Source organism: Candidatus Woesearchaeota archaeon (assembly GCA_016188115.1).
GTDB lineage: Archaea > Nanobdellota > Nanobdellia > Woesearchaeales > GW2011-AR9 > JACPIK01.
Window position 1 is genome coordinate 548,404 of the sequence record JACPIK010000002.1, and the last position, 20,384, is coordinate 568,787.

25 protein-coding genes and 2 tRNA genes are annotated in these 20,384 nt (G+C 38.0%); 21 read left to right on the forward strand and 6 right to left on the reverse strand.

What is annotated here, in order from left to right; genetic code table 11:
• Window positions 1-150 precede the first annotated feature (150 nt).
• The 4 genes from HYV86_02910 to HYV86_02925 all read left to right on the forward strand — a co-directional run bounded on the left by HYV86_02910 (window position 151) and on the right by HYV86_02925 (window position 2,256).
• Window positions 151-792, forward strand: a complete 642-nt coding sequence (locus tag HYV86_02910; protein ID MBI2572785.1) for a 50S ribosome-binding GTPase — start codon at window positions 151-153, stop codon at window positions 790-792.
• A 101-nt stretch (window positions 793-893) separates the two neighbouring features.
• Window positions 894-1,295 carry a DUF2073 domain-containing protein gene (locus HYV86_02915; protein MBI2572786.1) on the forward strand — a complete coding sequence of 134 codons (402 nt, stop codon included), beginning with the start codon at window positions 894-896 and terminating at the stop codon, window positions 1,293-1,295.
• A gap of 9 nt (window positions 1,296-1,304) precedes the next feature.
• Entirely contained in the window at window positions 1,305-1,694 is a 390-nt protein-coding gene (locus HYV86_02920; protein ID MBI2572787.1) for a hypothetical protein, read from the forward strand.
• A 55-nt stretch (window positions 1,695-1,749) separates the two neighbouring features.
• Window positions 1,750-2,256, forward strand: coding sequence for a hypothetical protein (locus HYV86_02925; GenBank protein ID MBI2572788.1), 507 nt, complete (start codon window positions 1,750-1,752; stop codon window positions 2,254-2,256).
• 5 nt (window positions 2,257-2,261) lie between these two features.
• On the opposite strand, the gene HYV86_02930 is transcribed toward HYV86_02925, so the two are convergent.
• The 3 genes from HYV86_02930 to HYV86_02940 are packed head-to-tail and all read right to left on the reverse strand — an operon-like array spanning window position 2,262 to window position 3,864.
• Window positions 2,262-2,681 (reverse strand): DUF2000 domain-containing protein, encoded by a 420-nt coding sequence (locus HYV86_02930; protein MBI2572789.1) that lies wholly within the window; start codon window positions 2,679-2,681, stop codon window positions 2,262-2,264.
• Window positions 2,682-2,697: 16 nt separating this feature from the next.
• Complete coding sequence (locus tag HYV86_02935; protein ID MBI2572790.1) at window positions 2,698-3,210, reverse strand: ZPR1 zinc finger domain-containing protein; 513 nt, start codon at window positions 3,208-3,210, stop codon at window positions 2,698-2,700.
• Window positions 3,211-3,264: 54 nt separating this feature from the next.
• Window positions 3,265-3,864, reverse strand: coding sequence for a uracil-DNA glycosylase (locus HYV86_02940; GenBank protein MBI2572791.1), 600 nt, complete (start codon window positions 3,862-3,864; stop codon window positions 3,265-3,267).
• A gap of 71 nt (window positions 3,865-3,935) precedes the next feature.
• Between HYV86_02940 and HYV86_02945 the strand changes: the two genes are divergently transcribed.
• From HYV86_02945 to HYV86_02995, 11 genes are all read left to right on the forward strand, one after another.
• A complete protein-coding gene (locus tag HYV86_02945) occupies window positions 3,936-4,481 on the forward strand; it encodes a hypothetical protein (GenBank protein MBI2572792.1) in 546 nt (181 codons plus the stop codon).
• Window positions 4,482-4,592: 111 nt separating this feature from the next.
• Window positions 4,593-4,784, forward strand: a complete 192-nt coding sequence (locus tag HYV86_02950; protein ID MBI2572793.1) for a protein translocase SEC61 complex subunit gamma — start codon at window positions 4,593-4,595, stop codon at window positions 4,782-4,784.
• A gap of 11 nt (window positions 4,785-4,795) precedes the next feature.
• Window positions 4,796-5,263 carry a transcription elongation factor Spt5 gene (locus tag HYV86_02955; GenBank protein MBI2572794.1) on the forward strand — a complete coding sequence of 156 codons (468 nt, stop codon included), beginning with the start codon at window positions 4,796-4,798 and terminating at the stop codon, window positions 5,261-5,263.
• A gap of 116 nt (window positions 5,264-5,379) precedes the next feature.
• Window positions 5,380-5,607 carry a hypothetical protein gene (locus HYV86_02960; GenBank protein MBI2572795.1) on the forward strand — a complete coding sequence of 76 codons (228 nt, stop codon included), beginning with the start codon at window positions 5,380-5,382 and terminating at the stop codon, window positions 5,605-5,607.
• A gap of 58 nt (window positions 5,608-5,665) precedes the next feature.
• Window positions 5,666-6,007 carry a hypothetical protein gene (locus tag HYV86_02965; protein MBI2572796.1) on the forward strand — a complete coding sequence of 114 codons (342 nt, stop codon included), beginning with the start codon at window positions 5,666-5,668 and terminating at the stop codon, window positions 6,005-6,007.
• A 15-nt stretch (window positions 6,008-6,022) separates the two neighbouring features.
• Window positions 6,023-6,418, forward strand: a complete 396-nt coding sequence (locus tag HYV86_02970; protein MBI2572797.1) for a hypothetical protein — start codon at window positions 6,023-6,025, stop codon at window positions 6,416-6,418.
• Window positions 6,419-6,443: 25 nt separating this feature from the next.
• Window positions 6,444-6,616, forward strand: a tRNA-Gly gene (locus HYV86_02975).
• A 12-nt stretch (window positions 6,617-6,628) separates the two neighbouring features.
• Entirely contained in the window at window positions 6,629-7,063 is a 435-nt protein-coding gene (locus HYV86_02980) for a GNAT family N-acetyltransferase (protein MBI2572798.1), read from the forward strand.
• A gap of 371 nt (window positions 7,064-7,434) precedes the next feature.
• Window positions 7,435-7,621, forward strand: a tRNA-Ser gene (locus HYV86_02985).
• A gap of 87 nt (window positions 7,622-7,708) precedes the next feature.
• Window positions 7,709-9,400 (forward strand): hypothetical protein, encoded by a 1,692-nt coding sequence (locus tag HYV86_02990; protein ID MBI2572799.1) that lies wholly within the window; start codon window positions 7,709-7,711, stop codon window positions 9,398-9,400.
• 47 nt (window positions 9,401-9,447) lie between these two features.
• Window positions 9,448-9,819, forward strand: a complete 372-nt coding sequence (locus tag HYV86_02995) for a hypothetical protein (GenBank protein ID MBI2572800.1) — start codon at window positions 9,448-9,450, stop codon at window positions 9,817-9,819.
• On the opposite strand, the gene HYV86_03000 is transcribed toward HYV86_02995, so the two are convergent.
• Window positions 9,816-10,505, reverse strand: coding sequence for a hypothetical protein (locus tag HYV86_03000; GenBank protein MBI2572801.1), 690 nt, complete (start codon window positions 10,503-10,505; stop codon window positions 9,816-9,818). The genes HYV86_02995 and HYV86_03000 overlap by 4 nt on opposite strands.
• A gap of 141 nt (window positions 10,506-10,646) precedes the next feature.
• On the opposite strand from HYV86_03000, the gene HYV86_03005 reads away from it, so the two are divergent.
• The 3 genes from HYV86_03005 (at window position 10,647) to uvrB (ending at window position 14,879) form a co-directional block, all read left to right on the forward strand.
• On the forward strand, window positions 10,647-11,369 hold the full coding sequence (locus tag HYV86_03005; GenBank protein ID MBI2572802.1) for a hypothetical protein: 723 nt from the start codon (window positions 10,647-10,649) through the stop codon (window positions 11,367-11,369).
• On the forward strand, window positions 11,344-12,606 hold the full coding sequence (locus HYV86_03010; protein MBI2572803.1) for a cobalamin B12-binding domain-containing protein: 1,263 nt from the start codon (window positions 11,344-11,346) through the stop codon (window positions 12,604-12,606). Before HYV86_03005 ends, HYV86_03010 begins: the two co-directional genes overlap by 26 nt.
• Before the next feature lie 239 nt (window positions 12,607-12,845).
• On the forward strand, window positions 12,846-14,879 hold the full coding sequence (gene uvrB / locus HYV86_03015) for an excinuclease ABC subunit UvrB (GenBank protein MBI2572804.1): 2,034 nt from the start codon (window positions 12,846-12,848) through the stop codon (window positions 14,877-14,879).
• A 15-nt stretch (window positions 14,880-14,894) separates the two neighbouring features.
• Here the strand turns inward: uvrB and HYV86_03020 are convergent, their stop codons facing one another.
• Window positions 14,895-17,765, reverse strand: a complete 2,871-nt coding sequence (locus HYV86_03020; protein MBI2572805.1) for a hypothetical protein — start codon at window positions 17,763-17,765, stop codon at window positions 14,895-14,897.
• 104 nt (window positions 17,766-17,869) lie between these two features.
• The gene (locus HYV86_03025; protein MBI2572806.1) at window positions 17,870-18,814 is read right to left on the reverse strand and encodes a hypothetical protein; all 945 of its coding nucleotides are present in this window, start codon (window positions 18,812-18,814) and stop codon (window positions 17,870-17,872) included.
• 181 nt (window positions 18,815-18,995) lie between these two features.
• Between HYV86_03025 and HYV86_03030 the strand changes: the two genes are divergently transcribed.
• The 3 genes from HYV86_03030 to HYV86_03040 are packed head-to-tail and all read left to right on the forward strand — an operon-like array spanning window position 18,996 to window position 20,384.
• Complete coding sequence (locus HYV86_03030) at window positions 18,996-19,415, forward strand: hypothetical protein (protein MBI2572807.1); 420 nt, start codon at window positions 18,996-18,998, stop codon at window positions 19,413-19,415.
• A 16-nt stretch (window positions 19,416-19,431) separates the two neighbouring features.
• Window positions 19,432-19,662 carry a ferredoxin gene (locus tag HYV86_03035; protein MBI2572808.1) on the forward strand — a complete coding sequence of 77 codons (231 nt, stop codon included), beginning with the start codon at window positions 19,432-19,434 and terminating at the stop codon, window positions 19,660-19,662.
• Window positions 19,653-20,384 carry an FAD-dependent oxidoreductase gene (locus HYV86_03040; protein MBI2572809.1) on the forward strand — a complete coding sequence of 244 codons (732 nt, stop codon included), beginning with the start codon at window positions 19,653-19,655 and terminating at the stop codon, window positions 20,382-20,384. The genes HYV86_03035 and HYV86_03040 overlap by 10 nt, the downstream gene beginning before the upstream one ends.

Below are 20,384 nucleotides of genomic sequence, written 5' to 3' on the forward strand. Positions count from 1 at the left end.
TTTATAAATTATTCCACAACAAAGAAAACACAAAACTCAAATATACCCCCAAATTACAACAGAACCACATAAAGGAATGTTTTGCATAGTCAACCACCAAAAACTTTAATAAGCCCAACCAACCTAAAACCGTTACCAAGAGGGGTGCTAATAGTGAAAGATTTTTTTCGTTCTCTATTCAAAAAACTTAAATTTAATCCGTTCGCGAAAAAAGGACACGTTAAACTAGGTTTATATGGTCCACCAAACGGAGGTAAGTCTACTTTAGCAAATCGCGTTTGTCAAGATTGGTTAGGAGAAGAGATGTTCTCATCAGTATCCCATATTGCGCACGAAACACGCGAAATTAAGATCAAAGAACAAGTAAGTATCAAGAATAAAAAAGGCAAAGAGATTACGTTCTCTTTAGTGGATACTCCAGGAATTGCAACAAAAATTGATTATGAAGATTTTCTTAAAAAAGGCATCAAAAAAGAAGATGCAAAGAAACGGGCTAAAGAAGCAACCAAAGGAGTTATTGATGCAATTAAATGGCTCGATAACATGGACGCCGTCGTTGTAGTCCTTGATGGAACTATCGACCCTTACTCACAAGTAAATATTACAATCATGGGCAACTTACAAGCGCGAAATATCCCTGTTCTTGTTGCAGTGAATAAAGTAGACTTAAAAAAAGCCAGCCCTGATGTTGTCAAAACAGCTTTTCCCCAATATGAAGTAGTTGGAATTAGCGCAAAGTACGGCAAAGGCATGGAAGAATTTTACGAGCAATTATTTACGCTGGTAAAATAAAGAACAACCAGTTCATCTCTCTAAAATAGAGCTTGAACAATACATTTAAAAATTAAATTAAACTCCTAGAAACATAAAAAAAGAGATGAAAAGAGGATAGCATGGTTACATTTCAGTTTGTTCCGTATCGTGAAATAGAAAGATTATCATCGACAAAACGCGTTAACAAGTTGCTCCATATTGTCAAAGAAGATAAGATAGTGATTATGGAAGGTCGTCTACGTCGTGAAGAAGAAGCCGACCTTATTGAAATTACTATGGAAGGTATTAACAGCAAGTTTAAAGGAATTGAGTTAAGTATATTATATCCTGATGCCGACAAAGTGCCATTCTTTCAAAAAATGAAAGGTGCATTTGCCAATATGCTGTTAGGTGATCGACAAGGAATTACCATCATTGGTCCTGCTCATCTTGTTAAAAAAATTGAACAAAATCCTGATAAAATAGAATTATTCACCAAAGAAATCAGCGAAAAGAGTTTTCGCCCACGATTAAAGAAATAGGAAACAATAATGCCACATCAATGCGTGCGTTGTAATGCCCTCTATGAAGATGGCTCGAAAGAAATTCTAGCAGGATGTAAATGTGGCGCTCGTCTTTTCTTCTTTATTAAAAAACAACACCTTGAAGAAGGTAAAAAAATTATTAACAATCTTTCTGTAGAAGAGAAAAAAGACATTGAAGAAGATGTCACTGAGATTCTTAATGTTAAGATGGAAGATCTTGATCGTCCCGTTATCCTCGACATTGAAGCAATTCGCATTCTTAAACCAGGTAAGTACGAGCTGGATTTAGTCCATCTCTTCAAAAACGACCCATTAATCATCAAACTTGAAGAAGGAAAGTATGTAATTGATTTAGGACAAGCTTTCGCCCGAGATCGAGAAGAGAAGAAGAAATAGATATTCTGAGATTTGTCCAAAACAAATATAAAAGAAATTCTCAAAAAATGGAAAAATGCACACTGCCCAGGAACATTTGGAGCTTCACTTCGGATCGCTTTCACTAGAGGTACTTTATCAAACAACAAACCATAGAGTTTCGCGACAGATCGCTCGTGAGAAAAAAGGTGCAATTATTGCGTATAATGCCGTAGAATTTTTGAATCCAGTTGCAGAAATTTACCTCTCTGTTGATAAACAAATAAGAGCAGGAGCTCCCTTAGGCAAGACATTCCAAGAAGCAGGAATTCCTTTTGAACGACACGTTGAAGAAGAATTTTTGTATTGTTCCCAAGGATCACTACAAGAGATCTTTGCAACTACAGGCACCTTCTTTCGTTTTAAAAGACTCAGCTTTAACATAGGGACACACGCAACTACCTATGCACGAATTTGTGAAATCTATTCTCCACTCGTTGTTGACGGAGCAAACAGACCAATGGCATCTTTACCATGGCAAGACAAGTTAGAGAAAATGAACTGGAGAGACTGCCGCACCTGGCACGAAACACTCTTAAAATAGTCTAACTACTTCCACAGCGAGAATTTTTTTGTTAATTCGGATACCAATTCCTTCTCACCAAACAAAACAATGCCCCAATAATCTAAATCAGCTTCTTTGGTTTCGCTAGATCGCTTAATTTGATCTTCATATGTACCCTCCGTCATGGTGCTAGTAAAATCAACAAATTGAATTTTATGTTGCAATGCTGCTTGACGTAAAGTACGTAGTTGATTGGAATTTCTCGCTTGTAGAATGATATATGGACGTCCAGAAATGTATGCATGATCACCATTATCTGCATCTTTGTAATTCTTAAGAAATAATACTTCTTGACCAACCATTCCCCCAAAACCCAAAGACATGTGAGCTAACGCATTCATAACCTTTCCAACTTCTATTTTTTCATTAAGAACAGCAACTAACTTCTTGTTATCCGGAATCATGACAATTTCCCACAACCTACAATTTATTCTTCTGTGCTTTGTCAGAAATAATTGCGCTATGCCCCGTTGGGTCTTCAATAATAATCTTTAATGGCTCACGACCTACAAGAGCTTTATTCACTTTCTTAATCAAATTTTTCGCTTTTGTCTTAACATCCTCATCTTCTTCATTCTCAACAGAAGACTGAATAATATCTTTGACTTTTTCTAATAAACCTTCAATATTTGTGACATACCCGTTTGCCGCAGGACCAGGTTCCATGGTGATGATACGTGGAATTTTAACCGTTGCTTCACCCGATTTAACAACGCGTACATTAAGATCATCTTCAGAATTAACTTCAAAGGTATAACGACATGGTTCTTTCTTCTCGGCAGGCTCAACATCACTATTACGCGCACCACAGCCAGCACATTCCATAGAAAAGACAAAAACTCTGCCAAAGAAAGGAATTTCTACTTCTTCTTCACGAAGAGTAACCTTTTTCTCTTCACAAAATGGGCAAAGTTGATTCTGTAATTCCGACATAAAACCCCTTATTCAACCCGTGTTTAAAAATATTTTGCTTTAGAAAAGACTTCCTCAAAACTCCCCTAACTTCTTCTGCTTGCGCCGCTGTGTAATCAACGAACTAATCACCGCAAAATCGGCTTTCATTTGCGCAAACAGCTCTGGATTACGTCCACTATACAAATAATTCGCTGGGTGAATCACGGGTACTACTGACACTTCCTGCTCATGCAAAGAAAGAGGAAAAACTGTACCATGAATCGTCGTAACGCCCGTCTTACCTAAAATTCGATTTGTCGCAAAATTACCTATCGTCACAATCACCGTTGGTTTCATGATCGCAATCAATGCATCAAGTCGATCTCGACAATTTTCTACTTCTTGTTTTTCAGGATTACGATTATCTGGAGGACGACACAGAATAGTATTAGTAATGAAAATGTCATCTCGCGTCAACCCAATCGTAGCCAACAATTCTTCTAAAATTTTGCCTGACATCCCACAGAACGGAATCCCTTTTGTATCCTCGGTTGCACCAGGAGCTTCACCGACAAAGAGCACTTGCGCCGCAGGATTGCCGGACCCAAAAACCACTTGAGTACGATTTTGACAGAGAGCAGGACAGCGTTGACAATTCAGGAAGGAAGTTTTGAGCTGGAGAAAGGAATCCATAATATGGCATAACTAAAATCATTTAAATGTCTTACCCATACTTTTTTAAGTCTCTCCAGATTAATAAGAACATGCCCTCTGAACCAACATTGCGACATAGTACTCCAGCATCACCTCAAGAGCAAGCTCATTTTCTAATGGAACTAGTGAGAGAATCAGAAGCGAAAGAAGAAGAACTACTAGAAGAATTAGATACAGAAATACAAACAGTGAAACATTTGCACAAATTGCTTCAAATTCTTAAAAGAGAAGTAGAAGAACTAGAAAAATTAGAAGAAGAGTATAATCTTCATTATAGACAATTAGAAGAATTATTCTCACACCCCTCACTAGGAAGAAACAAAGTAGATAGTGTTATGGAAAAAATACAAACCTATTCTTATTTAATGGAACGTAAAATACGAGTTTTGTTACCACAAGTCCAGCATTTTTATCCCATCACTGCAGACGAATTAGCTCAACAAAAAACCCATCAAGCTAAAATAGACAAATTCGCGCGCAGCGCCTCAACCATAGAAGAAACTCTCAACGCCATATTTCGCCATCTCCAAGAAACCAGTCCGCAAGCCCAAGCCATGTATCAGCAATTAACCCAACGAACAAAGATTGGCTTTTGATAAGATTAAAGATTTATGGACAATCTACTTTATCTTAAAAAGATATAGCTTCTGACCCACAATTCTGCGAGTTGTGCAAACTTTTATAAATACCTCCACTGTTTTCTCCCCATGGAAGAGCAGCAAGAAGTACGTCCAAATCGCGTGCAAAGATTTATAAAAGAGACCTTAAGAGTTATTCACATTACAAAAAAGCCTAATCGTACTGAGTACATTAGTCTTGTAAAAGTAACAGGTCTTGGGATCGCCATTATTGGCTTGATCGGCTTCGTCCTTCATATTCTCAAGCAACTCCTGTTCTAGGGTAAAATACTATGGAAACACACATTTTCGGTTTACGCACCGCCGCAAATAGAGAGGATCAAGTTGTTGATTATCTTATTTCAAAACTCAAAAAAACACCTAAAAGTGTTCTTGCAATTATTCGTCCACACGGAATGCGTGGCTATATCTTTATTGAAGTTACATCTCGAGAAGACGCAGAAGCAATGCTTCAAGGCGTCCCATATGCTCGAGGATTATTACCTGCTGAAATTCCGTATCAAGAAATCGAACATATGCTTGAACAAGTTAAAGTTGAGATGAATATTCACAAAAGTGATATTGTTGAAATCATCTCTGGACCATTCAAGCGCGAAAACGCAAAAGTTATGCGTGTTAACAAGCAAAAAGAAGAAATTGTTGTTGAACTTCTTGAATCTGCTGTTCCAATCCCTATTACCGTTAAAATGGATGCTGTTAAAGTAATTAGGCGTGAAGGATCCAGCGAAAACGAAGAATAGATTTTTTCTTTAATATTTCTTTTCTCTTAGTTTACTCATTTACAAAAGAAGTAGGGTAATAGATACGTTTTTATACTCTTTTTTTATTATTCCAGTAGAAAGTAGAGGTGATTTTGATGGAAATGTGTAAAAAATGTTGTGGTATCACAAAGTTAATCGTAGGTGCTTTAATTCTCATTAATGCATTTCTCTGGCCACAGTGGTTAGGAATTGATGGATGGGTTAAGTTTACCGCAGTTCTTCTGGTCCTAGGCGGATTTTTGATGCTTGTCATTCCAACGGGCAAATGTTGTATGGAAGCATGCAGTATGGATAAAAGTCCATCAGCTTCAAAAAAACGATAAGTAATTATTCTTTTTTTTTATCTTAATTTTTAAAAATAACACCACTTTTTAGTAGTACATGGATAACTTCAATTGGTCGACAGCACCCATACCCCCAGATACATTTCATACTTTTTCTAAATTTGTGTATCCAGAAGTTGCGCAACGCAGTGCTGAAGGTCTTGTTGAGTTAATTCGACAAACAAGAAGCTACGAACCAACTTTGGCAACTATAGAAAAGCCAGCATACCAAAGAATAATAACAGAATTAGAAAGGTACCATAAAGCTGCGCAACAACGTGAACGAGAAGAAAACACACAGAACAGAAATGCCCAACCACACCCTTATGCGGACTTAATTACCCTCGCAACACTTGCCTCAATAGCTGGGTTAGGTTGCTTGGTAGCAAAGTATCTTTAATTTTTATACTAAAAAATGAATATCCTCAAAATAAGAGAAAGCATCAATCAACAAACAGCATCTTTAGCAAGATCACTCACTCCGGAAAGTTATAAAAAAGCATTCCACACTGATCTGGGAGATTTACTAACACTTAATGTTGACACACCTCGTCGACTCGCAACCACTGTAGGAGCCATCACACCCGTTATTATAAGTTATTTTCTCTTACCCATTATTGACAAACAGTATAGTCTAGATCAAAACCCAGACATTAGTACTCAAATTGACCGTCTTGCACAGGCCATTACAGGAACATATTTCAACCCACTGGCCATTCCCCCAGTAATAGGTTTTATAGGCATAGGATATGCTTTTGGTGTAGCGTGTGAACAATACCGCAAATCAGTGAAACACTCAAATCTTAAATAGAAGTTGTAAAATTATTCTTTGTGATACGGCTGTAGTCTAGTGGTATGATCCGAGCTTCCCAACAACGGTATCCCGTTGACATCTATGGGTTTCACTTCGTTCAAGCCCATTAACAATAAAAGATACTGTTCAGAAACAGCTTGTGGTCCGGGTTCGATTGTAAACACACTCAGTTTACCGAATGTCCCGGCAGCCGTATGTTCTTACAATATGATAGAAATCAGACAACCACAAACACCACAAGAGTGGGAAGACTATTTTGATCTACGATATAGAATATTACGCGAACCTTGGGGACATCCTAAAGGAAGTGAACGTGATGACCAAGAACACAACGCAAGCCATGTAGCAATATATGAAAAAAATAATCTGGTGGGAGTTGGACGACTCGACATCATTTCAACAACAAAAGGACAGATAAAATACATTGCAGTAGAAGAACATGCTCGTGGTAAAAGAATTGGAACCATAATTATGCAAGAACTTGAAAAAATAGCAATCAATAAAAAGATAAAACTTATTTTTCTAAATGCGCGAAATAATGCTATACTTTTTTATGAAAAATGTGGATATAAAGTCGTAGGAGAAGCGCAACCTTCCCGTTATCCCACTGTGCCACACCTGAAGATGGAGAAGCAACTTTAAATCAGATAAGCAGAAATCTCTTGGATTCGCACGGAAAAGCAACGACTTTTCCGGCGCACCGGTAAGATAGTTTTCTTACCGCGTGCATCCTTGGAGATGAATGCTGTTGAATGAGCAGGAGATTTCGCTATATCTGATTCAAGAAATAGAGAAACTACTCTATTTCTGAACGGAAAACTGCATTTTCCTGTTTTAGAAAATCCGTCTCGGAAAAGTGGCGCAAGAAATGCGAAGAATATCTCATTTCTGCGCAGAAAACTGATAGTCTTCAGTTTTCTTGCGTAAATCCCCACCATTTAGGATAGCCACTTTTCAGGATTTTCTTTAATTTAGAGAACTTTTATAAAAAATCATAAAAACAATCTTCTCACGCCAGCGTGGCACAACCCGGTACTGCGTTAGTCTCGAACAACCTTTTGCGTTCGCAAAAGCTTGACCAAAATTCGAGGGGATACGCGAAGCTTACCCCTTTATTTGGTTAGAAGGTACTGGAGAACTAATCCTTACGGATTCCCGGTTCAAATACTACAAAATAGTGTGAAAGTCCGGGCGCTGGCGCTTTTTCTATCTTTTCAACAACAGCAAAGGTATCTGCAACCATTAACATAAAGTATAAAAGGATATGAATAATAGATCTCAATACATATGAACAAAAGAGAGATTTCTTTAATTTTTGTTACGATAATAATATCGCTTCTTGTAAGTTGTACCAGCAACACAATCACGCAAGATATTGATTCCCTTTCTGATGAAGAATTAGATCTTGTAATGATGCCAGATGAAGAATCCGCCCTTACAGGAAATGCAAAGTTACAAGAAATTGCTGTTGCTAAATTAAAAGACACTGAAATTTCCAACATTAAAAAAATGACAAAAGTGCAAAAAGCAGTTGCAACACAAACAGTTCCTTTAAGATGTATAAAAGAAGAAAATAAACTCAGTCTTGTAAAAAATAACCCAAAATGGTCTCGAGATTTTTCATTGTATACCTGTAAGAATGATGATTCCTATAGGCGCGAATGCAGCCCCACACAATCACAATATATCACAATCTTAGATCAAGCCTGCACCCTTGGATGTGAACAAAACACAGGCAAATGCCAAGAGTATCGTGATTATACGCTGCGCGTGGGAGAAAAAATTCCCATCTCTTCACAAATGAATCTACGTATCGAACAAATTAGTGACAATCCTATTGATGAAAGAGACCCATTTGTGCGTGTTTCTGTTTGGGGAAGAAACAATAATAATGCCTGCAAATTAATGAGCAGTGGAAGAGAGATGTGGCTCAATATGGAGGATTATAATTATATTGAATTTGTTGACAGCTTTATAGAAATAGGAGAAGTCAATGACCATAGTGTTACTCTTAGAAGATATATCAATGAAGCCGCTTATCAAAGATGCTCTGAAGTGGTTAGAGGAAACAAAGCTCGTCTTGCTTGTTCGTTTTATGAGACCAATCCCAACATAGAAAATGGATTGTTTGAAGTTCGCTATCGAGGAGAAGAACAACAAGCTCGAGCAACGCAATTTGCTCAAGGCTTCACTAACTGCTATGAAAAAATGCAGCAAAGATTTGAAAATCTCAATACCGTTACACCATTTGCCCCCCATTGGAGAGTAATTCCTCTAACTCCCCCTGGAAATGCTTGGTCATCAGATTATGAAAGAGTATCTGTTCCACACGAATTTGATAAACCTGTACTTGGACCAGAATATGATTTTAGTGTTGAAAATGGAAATTGTCCATTATATTATGCCGGATTTACAATTCCCCACGAGTTAACCCATTTATTATTCTCAAACACTGTATTGCAAGGACCTTATGACCTCATGGCTGAATTCCCCTATCCGGCAATAGGTTCTGATAGTATGCATGAGGGTATGGCTCAGTTTATGCCTTATTTTATCGGCAAAGGTCAACCAGATCACCAAAGTGTTGAACAAAATGCGCAAACTCTTTGTGGAAGAGATCGTCTTAATCGTCAGGAACGCAATCAAGAAGCCACAGAAGAGCAATTGATCTATCAAAATATTTTAGAAGGACGAGGATACCAACATAATCATTACGACGCAGGATTTTGTTTTTATTATAGAATTGAACAAGATTGTGGAGAAGAAGCCATAGTTGATTTATTTAACCAAGTATTAGAATGGGATGGCAGCACACAGGAACACCAAACTATTTTTTCCGTACTCGCAAATAGCTGCTCAGAGCAAACTATCAGAGAAATTATGACAGATTTTGGCATTAACCACCAGCTTTTAGAAATTCAACAAAGGCATCCACAAAACGGATTTGACAGTGGTTTAGATGAATTAGGATGCATTTAGATTAAGAAACATAAATGCAGAAAGAATAACCGGACTTTTTCTCCCCAGTGACAACACATCTTTATATTTTCCAACTCCTTTTCAAAACTGTCTTGAGTGATGGACATACTGGTGATGCCCAAATTATCAAACACGACCACTACGTTAGTAAACTCAAAGAATACCTTGAGTCTGACTATGATTCTATTCTTACACATGTTCCTCTCTACCAAACCCATAAACGCAAACAACGATTAATCGGTGAAATTGATATTCTTGCCAGAAAAGGAAACTATTATGATATCTATGAAGTAAAATGCAGTCCACGTATGGTCAAAGCACGAAAACAACTGCGCAAAATTCGCAAAGTCTCCAATTTCAATATTTCCAGAATGTTCTTTTATTGTGGCAGTAGCGCAATGCTAATTAAAATAATCTAATTTTGACGAGGTTTAGTTCTAAATATTTTACAAATAACCCATTCTAACGCCCTAAAGAAACGAATTTTTCCTAAGAACACATTAACCCATCCATGTGTAATCGCATAATGAGTCAGATGTGGATACGTATGATGTATTTGATGATGTTGTGGAGATAAAATGACCCGTTTTTGCTGTAACCACCGAACCAATGGCGCGACACGCACAGCATCATCATGAGCCCATTTATGAAACAAATTAGTCAAAGCCCCCCATAATGCCATACTCGCAATCGTTGTACCCAAAAATACACCTAACGCACCCCCAGTAACAAGAACGTAAATTCCCCCAATAATCACATAAGGAGCAAAGAAAAAACTCGACGCACACATGTAGACAAAATCATGTTCACAAATTTTCTGCGGATGGATATGGTGAATGCGAAAATCCTCAATAAAATATTTCCCTAGAATAGGCCAACTAGGCTTACCCCACGTATCACCAAACCAATGAATCATCCCTGTGACAAAATCAGCAGCTAACCAACCTGCAATAAGACCAAGCACAGTATAGAACGGAAGTTGAACCGCAAACGGAAGCAAATAATACAAGAATACAACAAATAAACCAAACGTGGCAAAAATCAAAAACCAGAGCAATGAACGTCCAACCAGTTCCCATGAAAAAGATGAAAAGGTATTGCTCATAACCCTAAGAAAAAAACTATGTCTTTTTAATTGTTATTATGAACCCATCAAAATCCTGACATTTCATAAAAACACCGCAATTTCTTTATAGAGGGCTTAAAAATAGACATTTTAACAAATTAATTGTTAAAAAATTCAAAAATGCTACGAAAACAAGTAATGCAAGTAAATCAAGTAACAATAGCAGATAGTTCACTCCCATTAATTATTCACACAACAGAAGAATCAGATTTTACATCAGCCCTATCAATACTTGAAAAACATCCTCACCCCTTACGAGGCATAGTAGCATCTCAACAGTTTCTTGAAACCAACAAATCAATAATTCCCCCATTTGTTACCTACATACGTATCCATGTTTCAAATCCCGACACTATCACCCTCTTACTCAAATCACTTGCACTCAAAAAAAGACTTCTAGAAGTATTCATACCCATTCAACTAATCCAAAGCAACCCTGCCTTGTTAGAAACCTGCGAGCAAGCCCACCGCATAGTCATCGAAATGCAACATCAACACGACCTCATCCACTACACCAAAATATACTCTCAATTTTTACTCATGTCCAAATATCCTCTCTTTAGTGGCGCGCCATTCTGCGCAATCCCCCCTGAACACTGCTATGAGTTCTTCGATCAAAACAATACACAGATCCCACCTAAACCAGCCGCATGTGCTGATTGCCTTTTCATCAAACACTGTCCATTCAAAGGAAAAGAATTCACACCAAATCCCCTCACGAATACCCAAAAATACAACGACGCATTAACCTTTCTCAATCCAGAAAGAACACAGCAACATCCTCAAAAAGAAAACGTAATCAAAAACCAGACACAACATGAAAATACTCCTGCTCGCTTTTAGTGTACAACAAGACGTCTTCCCTTTAGGTCTTCATTACCTGCGGGACTATGCTAAAAAACACCACCCCGATATTGATATTCAAATCAAAGAGTTTACATTTGGTAACCGTGTCACCTACGAAACCAATAAGAATCTCGAAATTCAAGCACTAGCCTATCTTGCGCTTGAAAAACCAGATGTTATCGCATTTAGTTGTTACATTTGGAGTGGAGAGATGATCCGTGATTTTGTCCGTTCCATCAAACGACTTCATCCGCAAATGAAAATTATTTTAGGTGGCGTCGAAGTAAGTGAAACACTACTTACAAACGATGTGGAGTTTATTATCAAAGAAGAAGGAGAAATTGCGTTCAAAGAATGTATTGATTATTGGAAAAACCTTATTCCTAAAAACCAAGTCCATAACGTAACGTATCTTGATAACAACCAACGAAAAGAAAACCCCACACAAGAGATTAAAAATCTTGATGAAATTCCCTTTCCTTACACCACACCGCAAACCAAAGAATACGCAGTCGTACGCCTTGAAACCGCACGAGGCTGTCTCTTTGATTGCCATTTCTGTCATTACGCTAAACCAACTTTACGTTACTTTTCAATAGAATATCTCCAACGACACCTCCCTCAACTTTTCACAAACTACACTTTTGAAAATCTGACTATGCTTGATGCTAATTTCAACAGCAATAAAGAACGCATGTTTGCGATCCTTGATATACTCGAAGCGCAAATAAAATTACATCCCCGCAACCTCAAACTTCATTGTGAAATGCGTCCTGAGCTCATTGACCAAGCAACAGTCCAGCAGCTTGAAAAATATTCATTTAAAATTGATATTGAACTTGGACTACAATCAACTGACCCCATCGTACTCAAAGAAATCAATCGCCCAACCCATATTGGTAAAGTTGCAACCGCCCTTACACTACTCAACACCTCACATAAACTCACCTACAAAATTGATTTGATGTACGGATTACCTGGTGACACATTCTATAAATTTCTCAACTCCGCGCGCTTCCTCTTAACCCACGCCACCAAACAGCATAAACTGGTTGCTCACCACAGCATGTTGTTAAACAATACCATCCTCTTTGAGAAAAAAAATGTTGATCGATATAGTGAAACCCACAGTAGCATGATTATCAAAACACCAACACAAGACATTGTTGAACTCTACAAAACAAAATTGTTCATTGACATGCTTAACAAAGAATTAGAAATTATCAAAAACTAATCCTTTTTAAAATATCATTTATAAAATGTTTTTGAAATAAGATTCAGTCAATCACTCCGTGACACCTCTGGTCAATAGACCAGAGGCATGCTCGGCTTCGCCTCGGTCCCTACGTTCAGACCCTGCTTATTCCAGTCGATGTGGATTAGCTTACTAAACCACTCATGAACACATGAGTGGAATAAGCAGATTTAAATTACTACCAAAAAGACTATAAAACAACAACACCCAAACGCCCCATGACATTTAAACTCGTTTCACGTTTTCCCCCAGCAGGAGGTCAACCCGAAGCTATTGAAAAACTCACCCAAGAATTTCAAAAACAGAATCAAAAACAACCAGATAAAAAAACCATCCGTCAAACTTTACTTGGCATCACTGGCAGTGGAAAAACCTTTGTCATGGCTAATGTAATCCAACGCCTTGGTAAAAAGACTCTTGTTCTTGCTCACAACAAAACCCTTGCTGCGCAACTCTATGCTGAATTTAAAGAACTGTTTCCCGAAAACAGAGTAGAGTATTTCATTTCGTATTATGACTATTATCAACCAGAAAGTTACCTTCCTACAACAGACACCTACATCGAAAAAGAATCCACAGTCAATGAAGAAATCGAAAAATTACGTCTTAAAACCATGACCTCTCTACTTTCACGAGATGACGTAATTGTTGTTGCTTCTATCTCTTGTATTTACGGTGCAGGAAATCCGCAAGATTTCGCGCAACTCTCTCAGGAGTTTAAGAAAAAAGACCATATCAAACGAGAGAAGATTATTGCGCATCTTGTTGCCATGCTCTACGAACGCAATGATATGACCCCTAGTTCAGGAAACTTTCGAGTACGCGGCGATGTCATAGACATCTTTCCATCTTATGATGATATTATCATTCGCATCGAACTTTTTGGTGATGAGATTGAACGAATCAGTGAACTTCATCCAATAACCGGCATTGTTCACGCGCAACTTGACCAAATCCGTCTTTTTCCCGCCAAACAATTCGTAGTACCGGAAGAAAAACAAGATAAAGCCATGGCGCAAATCCGCCACGAACTGAAAGAACAACTTCCTACTCTGCCTCTACTTGAAGCGGAACGGCTCAGAAAAAGAGTGAATTATGACCTAGAAATGATGCGAGAAATGGGTTACTGCACCGGAATTGAAAACTACTCACGACATTTTGATGGACGAACACCTGGTCAGCCACCTTTCTGTCTATTAGATTATTTCGGAGATGATTTTCTCTTAATTATTGATGAAAGCCACCAAACCATACCTCAATCACGTGGAATGTATCATGGTGACTATTCACGCAAGAAAAATCTTGTAGAATATGGATTTCGCCTGCCCTGCGCCTACGATAACCGCCCTCTTAAGTTCGAAGAATTTGAACGCTATTTCAAAACTGTTCTCTTTGTCTCCGCCACACCCTCAGAATATGAATTGCAAAGTAGCAGTCAAGTAGTAGAATTAATCATTCGTCCTACAGGGTTACTTGATCCTACCGTTGAAGTACGGCCGATTGAAGGACAAATCAAAGATATTCTAGAAGAAATCAAAAAAACCGTTGCGCAAGGTGAACGCGTTCTTGTTACTACCCTCACCAAACGCATGGCAGAAGATCTCACTGAATTTCTTGCTCAAAAAGAAGTCAAAGTACGCTATATGCATTCGGAGATTGATAGTCTTGAACGCATCGAATTATTACGTGGCTTGCGCGCTGGCGACTTTGACGTTCTCGTTGGAATTAACTTGCTGCGTGAAGGTCTAGACTTACCCGAAGTCTCACTTGTCGCAATTCTTGATGCCGACAAAGAAGGTTTCCTGCGTGACGAACGTAGTTTAATCCAAACTATTGGACGTGCCGCGCGTAATGTTCATGGAAGAGTAATTATGTATGCTGATGTTATCACCAAATCCATTCGAGGAGCAGTAGGCATTACTCAACGTCGACGCGAAGATCAGATTAAATTTAATGCCAAACATGGGATTGTCCCTCAAACTGTGATTAAAACCATTGAACCATCTAAACGAGAAATCAAAGGAATCAAACATCTTAGCCCAACGGACCTTCAACGAAAAGTAGTAGAAATTGAAGCAGAGATGCTCAAAGCTGCTGAAGAATTACAGTTTGAAAAAGCCATTGATCTACGCGACACATTAGAAGCGATGAAAGCTGAAATAGGATCGCAAGAGAGGGAGAGGGAGTATCAAAACCAGAAGAAAGATAACAAGAAAGCAGAGAAGAAAACTAAAAAAGAGAAGAAAAATTAACATAGAGAAAATGACTTAGTAATTACGTTTAGTTGAAGATTTTGTTGAAGATGTTTTTTGCCCTTTCTTCTGTTCCCGTTTACGAGTAGTCCGATCTTTTACATACCAGCTAAACACCCCCACAGAAAGAAGAAGCATAATACTTAATCCTGTATACGATACAACAGGAGGAGAACTAATTCTCACCGGAACACTCGCAGTAGCAGTTTCATTATGATAAGAAACTTCACCTGTGAGCACATAATCGCCAGGTTCCATCCAAGGAGGGATTAACAATTCTTTCTGATACTCTAGATCTGTTTCAACTGCACGGGTATCACTATACTCCTGCAATACCGTCCCATTAGGATAGCCCAATCGATAATAAATACGCACATCTTCTGCTGCAGCAACAATGAGTTTAAGCAAATCGACATTGAGCACGATTGTGCCATTTGGTTCTAAGACCGAATCACTATCAACATCAAGAACAATATCAAAAAGAGAAGCTCGAGGAATTACCGTAATAGATATCAAGACTTCTTTTTTGGTCTGATCGTCCTCTAAAACCAACGATTTAACGTAGGTTCCAGATGCCATGTCTTGCGGTGCTTTGATAACAACCTCAACAGAGACAGAATTATGAGCCGCAAGATCAATCTCGTCATCCCCTAATTCCAGAAAATCGCTATCATCAATAGAGAGTTTAATTTCTTTTTCCACATCCCACGGATTACTCACACGAACAAAACGAGAACGCTGTTCTCCCTGTCGTAACGTGAGCTGAATCAACTTTACACCAACACTAAAAGGACCATCACGGATTTCCGGTTCTTCTTCAATCTCTGGAATGGGTGCTGTGCTGCTCCCACCGCCACCTCCTCCACCACCGCTACTTCCAGAGGAAGGAGAATCTGCTGCTGCTTGAGTAGCACGAATTCCTGAATGAGTTAAATTCGAAATAGTAAGCACAGCACCAGCATCAGTACAGCTAATCCCATTAAGTGTCACACCAGTTGCATTCCCCAAGCAAGAAGTAAAAAGCGTCTCATTTGTTCCCGTACAACCATCCCCAATTTCACCAACAGACGAAATCAATGCATCTTTCACACACAACGTCACAAAATTATCATCAGACATATAAAGTGTCTTGGTAGCACCCCGCAGTTGATCACTCATATTAACAATTAATGATGTACTCGTTTTAGTAATGCGAATCTTACTTAGATCCAAAGAACCAGCACTAAAATTATAGGAGAAATTGAGTAAAGCCGTGGTATTATCATAGAATTTAACATCTTGCCAACCAGTAAAATTAGTATTCGTTCGATTTCCTGCAATAGTGATGTTGAGTAACGTAAGCCCACTCGTGGTAACATTCGATTCATTGTAGAGCAAAGTATCGTTAAGATCACTCACTCCATCCCCATCAATATCAGTTGTGTTAAGACTAAAGACTATTGAAGAGAGATTGATGTTGCCACTAGTATCGTTGATATACACCGTAAAATTATAATTGCCATCTGCAAGAGTACCATTAGAACTATTAAATCCAGTATTAGATGAATTCGGATCCATAGAACGATTAGCCCCATTGTTCAAAGCATACCAGGCCGTACTATTTTCATTTGAACTCACATTAAAGAGTAGAGGTAGAGAAGTGTAGGTAGTATTGATAGGAGACATGATAGTAACAGTTGGTGCAGTCGTATCATCAATCGTACCCTGTGTCCAATTAAGCGTGACCGAAGTGAGATATAGCGTCGTATTAGAAATCGTAGAATAAAGTGCTCGATAGAGTAAAGAACGATTATTGTTCGCAAACTGCTGGTCCATCTTCTGATTGTTGGTAGCAGTATTCCAGGTAGTCCCATTATCAACTGAAATTTGCAACGAGATCGTATTTCCACTCGATTCACCCGCGGTTGTCCAAGAAACATTGGTAATATTGTAGATATTATCCACGACCGTTGTAGTAGTAGAAGTAAAGTTCCCTGCATTTAATGAAGTTGTAGAAGTTCGAGTATCATTAAAAATAATAAAATCCCTATCTGCATAATCTCCTACTAAAATCCGTTTGTTGATATGATCATGTGTAATAAATGTAGGGTTTCCAATACCAGTCGGACGAATGGTCCATACAGTGTTTGCATGATGCTCTGATCTGTTGACCAGATTGTAAACTTTATGACCATGTGTAAACGAAATTAACGTTAAGTACGTGCCGTCAGAAGCAAACCCATGATTATCAGTATTCCACGGTGAAGCTGAAATAGTAATATCCTCGCTCCAATTAAATGAGGTACCATTAGCTGAAACATTAAAAAGACGAACTTTAAACGTATCATTATTAACATTTCCTACGGTACCAATTCTGCCATCAGGCATATCATGAAGATTGTTGTTAAGCCAATCCGCACTAGAGAGGAGAGGATACGTGGAATTGATATTGACCGTGGTCGTCGTGTTCGCCGTGAGATTAACCATTAAGACAGAATTACCATTGCGTGAATAAAGAAATTGGCCACTCGCTGCCATGTTATTCCCATCGCTTCCAAGACCAGTGATGGCGTGATTTGAGACCACCGTGCCATTAAAGTAGGCAATTTTAATTGCAGCACCATTATCATTAGCAAAAACATAGGTGCCATTATTAGCAATTCCTTTAATGGTTGTCGCTTCCGAAAGCGTCACAACTTGAGAATTATTCTGAGAAATATTGAGCACATAATTATCACCGCTTCCTGTAAACGAGACATTGCCAGCACGCCAAGAGACATTGTTATATTCCACAATCGTGGTATTGGTAGTAAAATCATCATAACGACCAGGTGTAGTTAATGCAGCAAAAAAAAGAGGAACGCAAAAAGCAAAGACTAACAACGCTGCAAATACACCTCTTTTCATAGAGTAAAAAGAATTTCAAGATATATAAAAGTAACGAGAGAAAGAGAGAGAGAGGAAAAAAAAGAAAAACAGAAAGAAAAGGAATAAAAAGAAGAAACATAAAATTATTCTACTTTTTTTACCAAACGCACCACATAATTTCGTCCCCGTTTCTCTCGTTCAATAACTTTCTTAAAGTCAAGATTTGTTGCAATGGCTGAAACTTTTGATTTAGACCAATCTAATTTTTTTCCAATATCACGTTGATCTAATTGATTGCTATTACCTTGCAAAAGATCAACAAAGATTTGCTCATCTGGACCCAAAAGTGAACGAGGAATAATTACATCAGAATGAACAAGAGATTTATCCAAACCAGTTTTAAGATTACGTAATAGATAATAACGAGTAAACAAAATTCCCCCAAGAATACCAATACCAAACCCAATAATAACTAAAAACCACAATTCCCATTCGCCAAATTCATCTTTGAGTTGCAAACTAAAAGGAAGTTCTTCTTCATGATCCCGATATTGAAGATAATAACGCTGAGGAAATTGAGGAGATTTTTCTCTCCAAGAGACAATAATGTTTTTACCATTAGTAATTATTTGTGTTGCTGCAGGAACAATAGAAGGATCATTCACATCCTGTGTAAGATCTAAGATCATACCCGCAGGAATAATGATATCATAAGATACAAATTGAGGATTAAACGGGATGTTAAGTGTTCTTGATAAAGCATAATTTAGATTATTTTGCTCAATAGCACCACCTAAATCATATTCTATCACTACTTGACACGACGCACAATCCAACGTGATGTTTACCAGTGAAGGAAAAGAAGAAGGTTTCTGATTAATGAATAAATTATACGCACCGTTAGGAGGAATAAAGAGAAACTCTTCCTGAGTGCTTTGAGCAATAGTAATAACAACAGTTTCATGCAAAGAGAGGTCATCATGTAACGTATCAAGAATTGAAACATTTTCAATGACATGTCCCAAACTTGATGAAACTAATACCAAAGAAAACAGAAATAATAACAACTGCATTCTGTGAGGGATCATGAGTTAAAAGATAGTTCTGAACTATTTAAAAATAGCGGTGAGGACACTCATCCGAAAAAATAGTTCCGCACCATAATAATGCTAAATTCTAGAGTTTTAGAGCCCATAGTAACTATCTTTAACGCATCGTTCTAACTCTCTGCCCAGATTTTTAATAAAGAAGTTCAACTCGCCAACACCCATGAAAAAACCAAAATCAAATCTGGTGATAAGACTTAATTTGATCACATGGAGCTTACTTGGGTTTATAGCAATTGCAATACTCATACCCACCAGCCTAGCTCAAGAAGAAAAATTAGAACTAACAAAAGAAATGACAATCCAAGAACTTCAAGAACAACACGATCAGTATAAATTTGCCTATGAATTAGATGAAAACAGTATAGATCATGAATCGCAAGAATGGAATTCATTTGCCGATTTTGAAAATGATCGTTTTGAAGAAAATAATAGTGATAAAGAAATAGCAACGGGAGAAAAAAAAGAATTACAAAGTCAAGTTCAGTACCCAGAAAATACCCCTAATTTAGAAGATACACACAACACAACTCTACTGTCACTATTTGATTCATTTTTACAATTGTTACATCTTAAAACATAAAACGGAGGAGAAAAAAATGACCTATAAGATAATCTATAATCAGAAAGAATGTATTGGCGCCGGAGAATGTGAACGACTCTCACCTCGCTGGAAAGTAGGCAACAATGGACGAGCACAATTGCAGGGATCAATACCCAATAAAAATGGAGAATTTGAACTTGAAATCCCCGACGAAGAATTCAAAGTGCAAAAACAGATCGCGGGAAGTTGCCCCGTAGGGTGCATTCGAATTGAAAAATGCAAATAAAAACCAGCAAAGCAACGATACGCAAGATTGAACAGGAAGCCGCATCAATCAAACGTATTTTGCTGAGTATAAACCATAACCTCAAACCTCTTGCAGGGCAATATGTTATGCTTGCGTTTCCTGAGGACCCAGCTGCAAAAAGAGCATTTTCCATTGTCTCCTGCCATGATCAACAGATAGAATTATGCATCAAAGAACATGGGCCGTTTACAAAAAAACTCTTTGAAGCGAAACTGGGACAAGAGCTGTTAGTGTTTGGACCTTATGGAACTTTTACGCTTCCAAAAGTATCTCAGCCGACCATATTTATAGCCGGAGGAATTGGAATTACACCGCTTTATAACTTAGCTAATGCACTCGTTGAATGTAATCAAAGTCAGAAAAAAAAGAAAATATTGAAACGAAGAGAAGAAGGAAATGAGCAAAAAGAGAATGAAGAACACAATGACCAAAAGAGCTACTTATTCTACTCCGTTAAAACACATGATGAAATCGCATTAAAAAAAGAGTTAACTCATCTCTCTACTAAAATGCAGGTGACCTATCTTTGCACCTGCGAAGGTTCCCCCCGTATTAGCGCCGACTATCTCCAGCAACACGTTAACAATCTTTCAGGATATCTTTACTACATTTGCGGACCACCATTAATGATGCAAGTAATCACTCAAGACCTCATCAGCAATGGCGTTAGCCAAGATCAGATTCGACAAGAGAACTTTTAA

What these genes read in the sequence shown, in the direction of transcription:
- HYV86_02925 (MBI2572788.1), top strand. Translation starts at nt 1,750, where the DNA reads ATGCACACTGCCCAGGAACATTTGGAGCTTCACTTCGGATCGCTTTCA.
- HYV86_02950 (MBI2572793.1), top strand. Translation starts at nt 4,593, where the DNA reads ATGGAAGAGCAGCAAGAAGTACGTCCAAATCGCGTGCAAAGATTTATA.
- HYV86_03010 (MBI2572803.1), top strand. Translation starts at nt 11,344, where the DNA reads ATGAAAATACTCCTGCTCGCTTTTAGTGTACAACAAGACGTCTTCCCT.
- HYV86_02930 (MBI2572789.1), bottom strand. Translation starts at nt 2,681, where the DNA reads ATGATTCCGGATAACAAGAAGTTAGTTGCTGTTCTTAATGAAAAAATA.
- HYV86_02935 (MBI2572790.1), bottom strand. Translation starts at nt 3,210, where the DNA reads ATGTCGGAATTACAGAATCAACTTTGCCCATTTTGTGAAGAGAAAAAG.
- HYV86_02920 (MBI2572787.1), top strand. Translation starts at nt 1,305, where the DNA reads ATGCCACATCAATGCGTGCGTTGTAATGCCCTCTATGAAGATGGCTCG.
- HYV86_02990 (MBI2572799.1), top strand. Translation starts at nt 7,709, where the DNA reads ATGAACAAAAGAGAGATTTCTTTAATTTTTGTTACGATAATAATATCG.
- uvrB (MBI2572804.1), top strand. Translation starts at nt 12,846, where the DNA reads ATGACATTTAAACTCGTTTCACGTTTTCCCCCAGCAGGAGGTCAACCC.
- HYV86_03030 (MBI2572807.1), top strand. Translation starts at nt 18,996, where the DNA reads ATGAAAAAACCAAAATCAAATCTGGTGATAAGACTTAATTTGATCACA.
- HYV86_02915 (MBI2572786.1), top strand. Translation starts at nt 894, where the DNA reads ATGGTTACATTTCAGTTTGTTCCGTATCGTGAAATAGAAAGATTATCA.
- HYV86_03020 (MBI2572805.1), bottom strand. Translation starts at nt 17,765, where the DNA reads ATGAAAAGAGGTGTATTTGCAGCGTTGTTAGTCTTTGCTTTTTGCGTT.
- HYV86_03040 (MBI2572809.1), top strand. Translation starts at nt 19,653, where the DNA reads ATGCAAATAAAAACCAGCAAAGCAACGATACGCAAGATTGAACAGGAA.
- HYV86_02960 (MBI2572795.1), top strand. Translation starts at nt 5,380, where the DNA reads ATGGAAATGTGTAAAAAATGTTGTGGTATCACAAAGTTAATCGTAGGT.
- HYV86_02980 (MBI2572798.1), top strand. Translation starts at nt 6,629, where the DNA reads ATGATAGAAATCAGACAACCACAAACACCACAAGAGTGGGAAGACTAT.
- HYV86_02965 (MBI2572796.1), top strand. Translation starts at nt 5,666, where the DNA reads ATGGATAACTTCAATTGGTCGACAGCACCCATACCCCCAGATACATTT.
- HYV86_03000 (MBI2572801.1), bottom strand. Translation starts at nt 10,505, where the DNA reads ATGAGCAATACCTTTTCATCTTTTTCATGGGAACTGGTTGGACGTTCA.
- HYV86_02970 (MBI2572797.1), top strand. Translation starts at nt 6,023, where the DNA reads ATGAATATCCTCAAAATAAGAGAAAGCATCAATCAACAAACAGCATCT.
- HYV86_02955 (MBI2572794.1), top strand. Translation starts at nt 4,796, where the DNA reads ATGGAAACACACATTTTCGGTTTACGCACCGCCGCAAATAGAGAGGAT.
- HYV86_03035 (MBI2572808.1), top strand. Translation starts at nt 19,432, where the DNA reads ATGACCTATAAGATAATCTATAATCAGAAAGAATGTATTGGCGCCGGA.
- HYV86_02940 (MBI2572791.1), bottom strand. Translation starts at nt 3,864, where the DNA reads ATGGATTCCTTTCTCCAGCTCAAAACTTCCTTCCTGAATTGTCAACGC.
- HYV86_03025 (MBI2572806.1), bottom strand. Translation starts at nt 18,814, where the DNA reads ATGATCCCTCACAGAATGCAGTTGTTATTATTTCTGTTTTCTTTGGTA.
- HYV86_03005 (MBI2572802.1), top strand. Translation starts at nt 10,647, where the DNA reads ATGCTACGAAAACAAGTAATGCAAGTAAATCAAGTAACAATAGCAGAT.
- HYV86_02945 (MBI2572792.1), top strand. Translation starts at nt 3,936, where the DNA reads ATGCCCTCTGAACCAACATTGCGACATAGTACTCCAGCATCACCTCAA.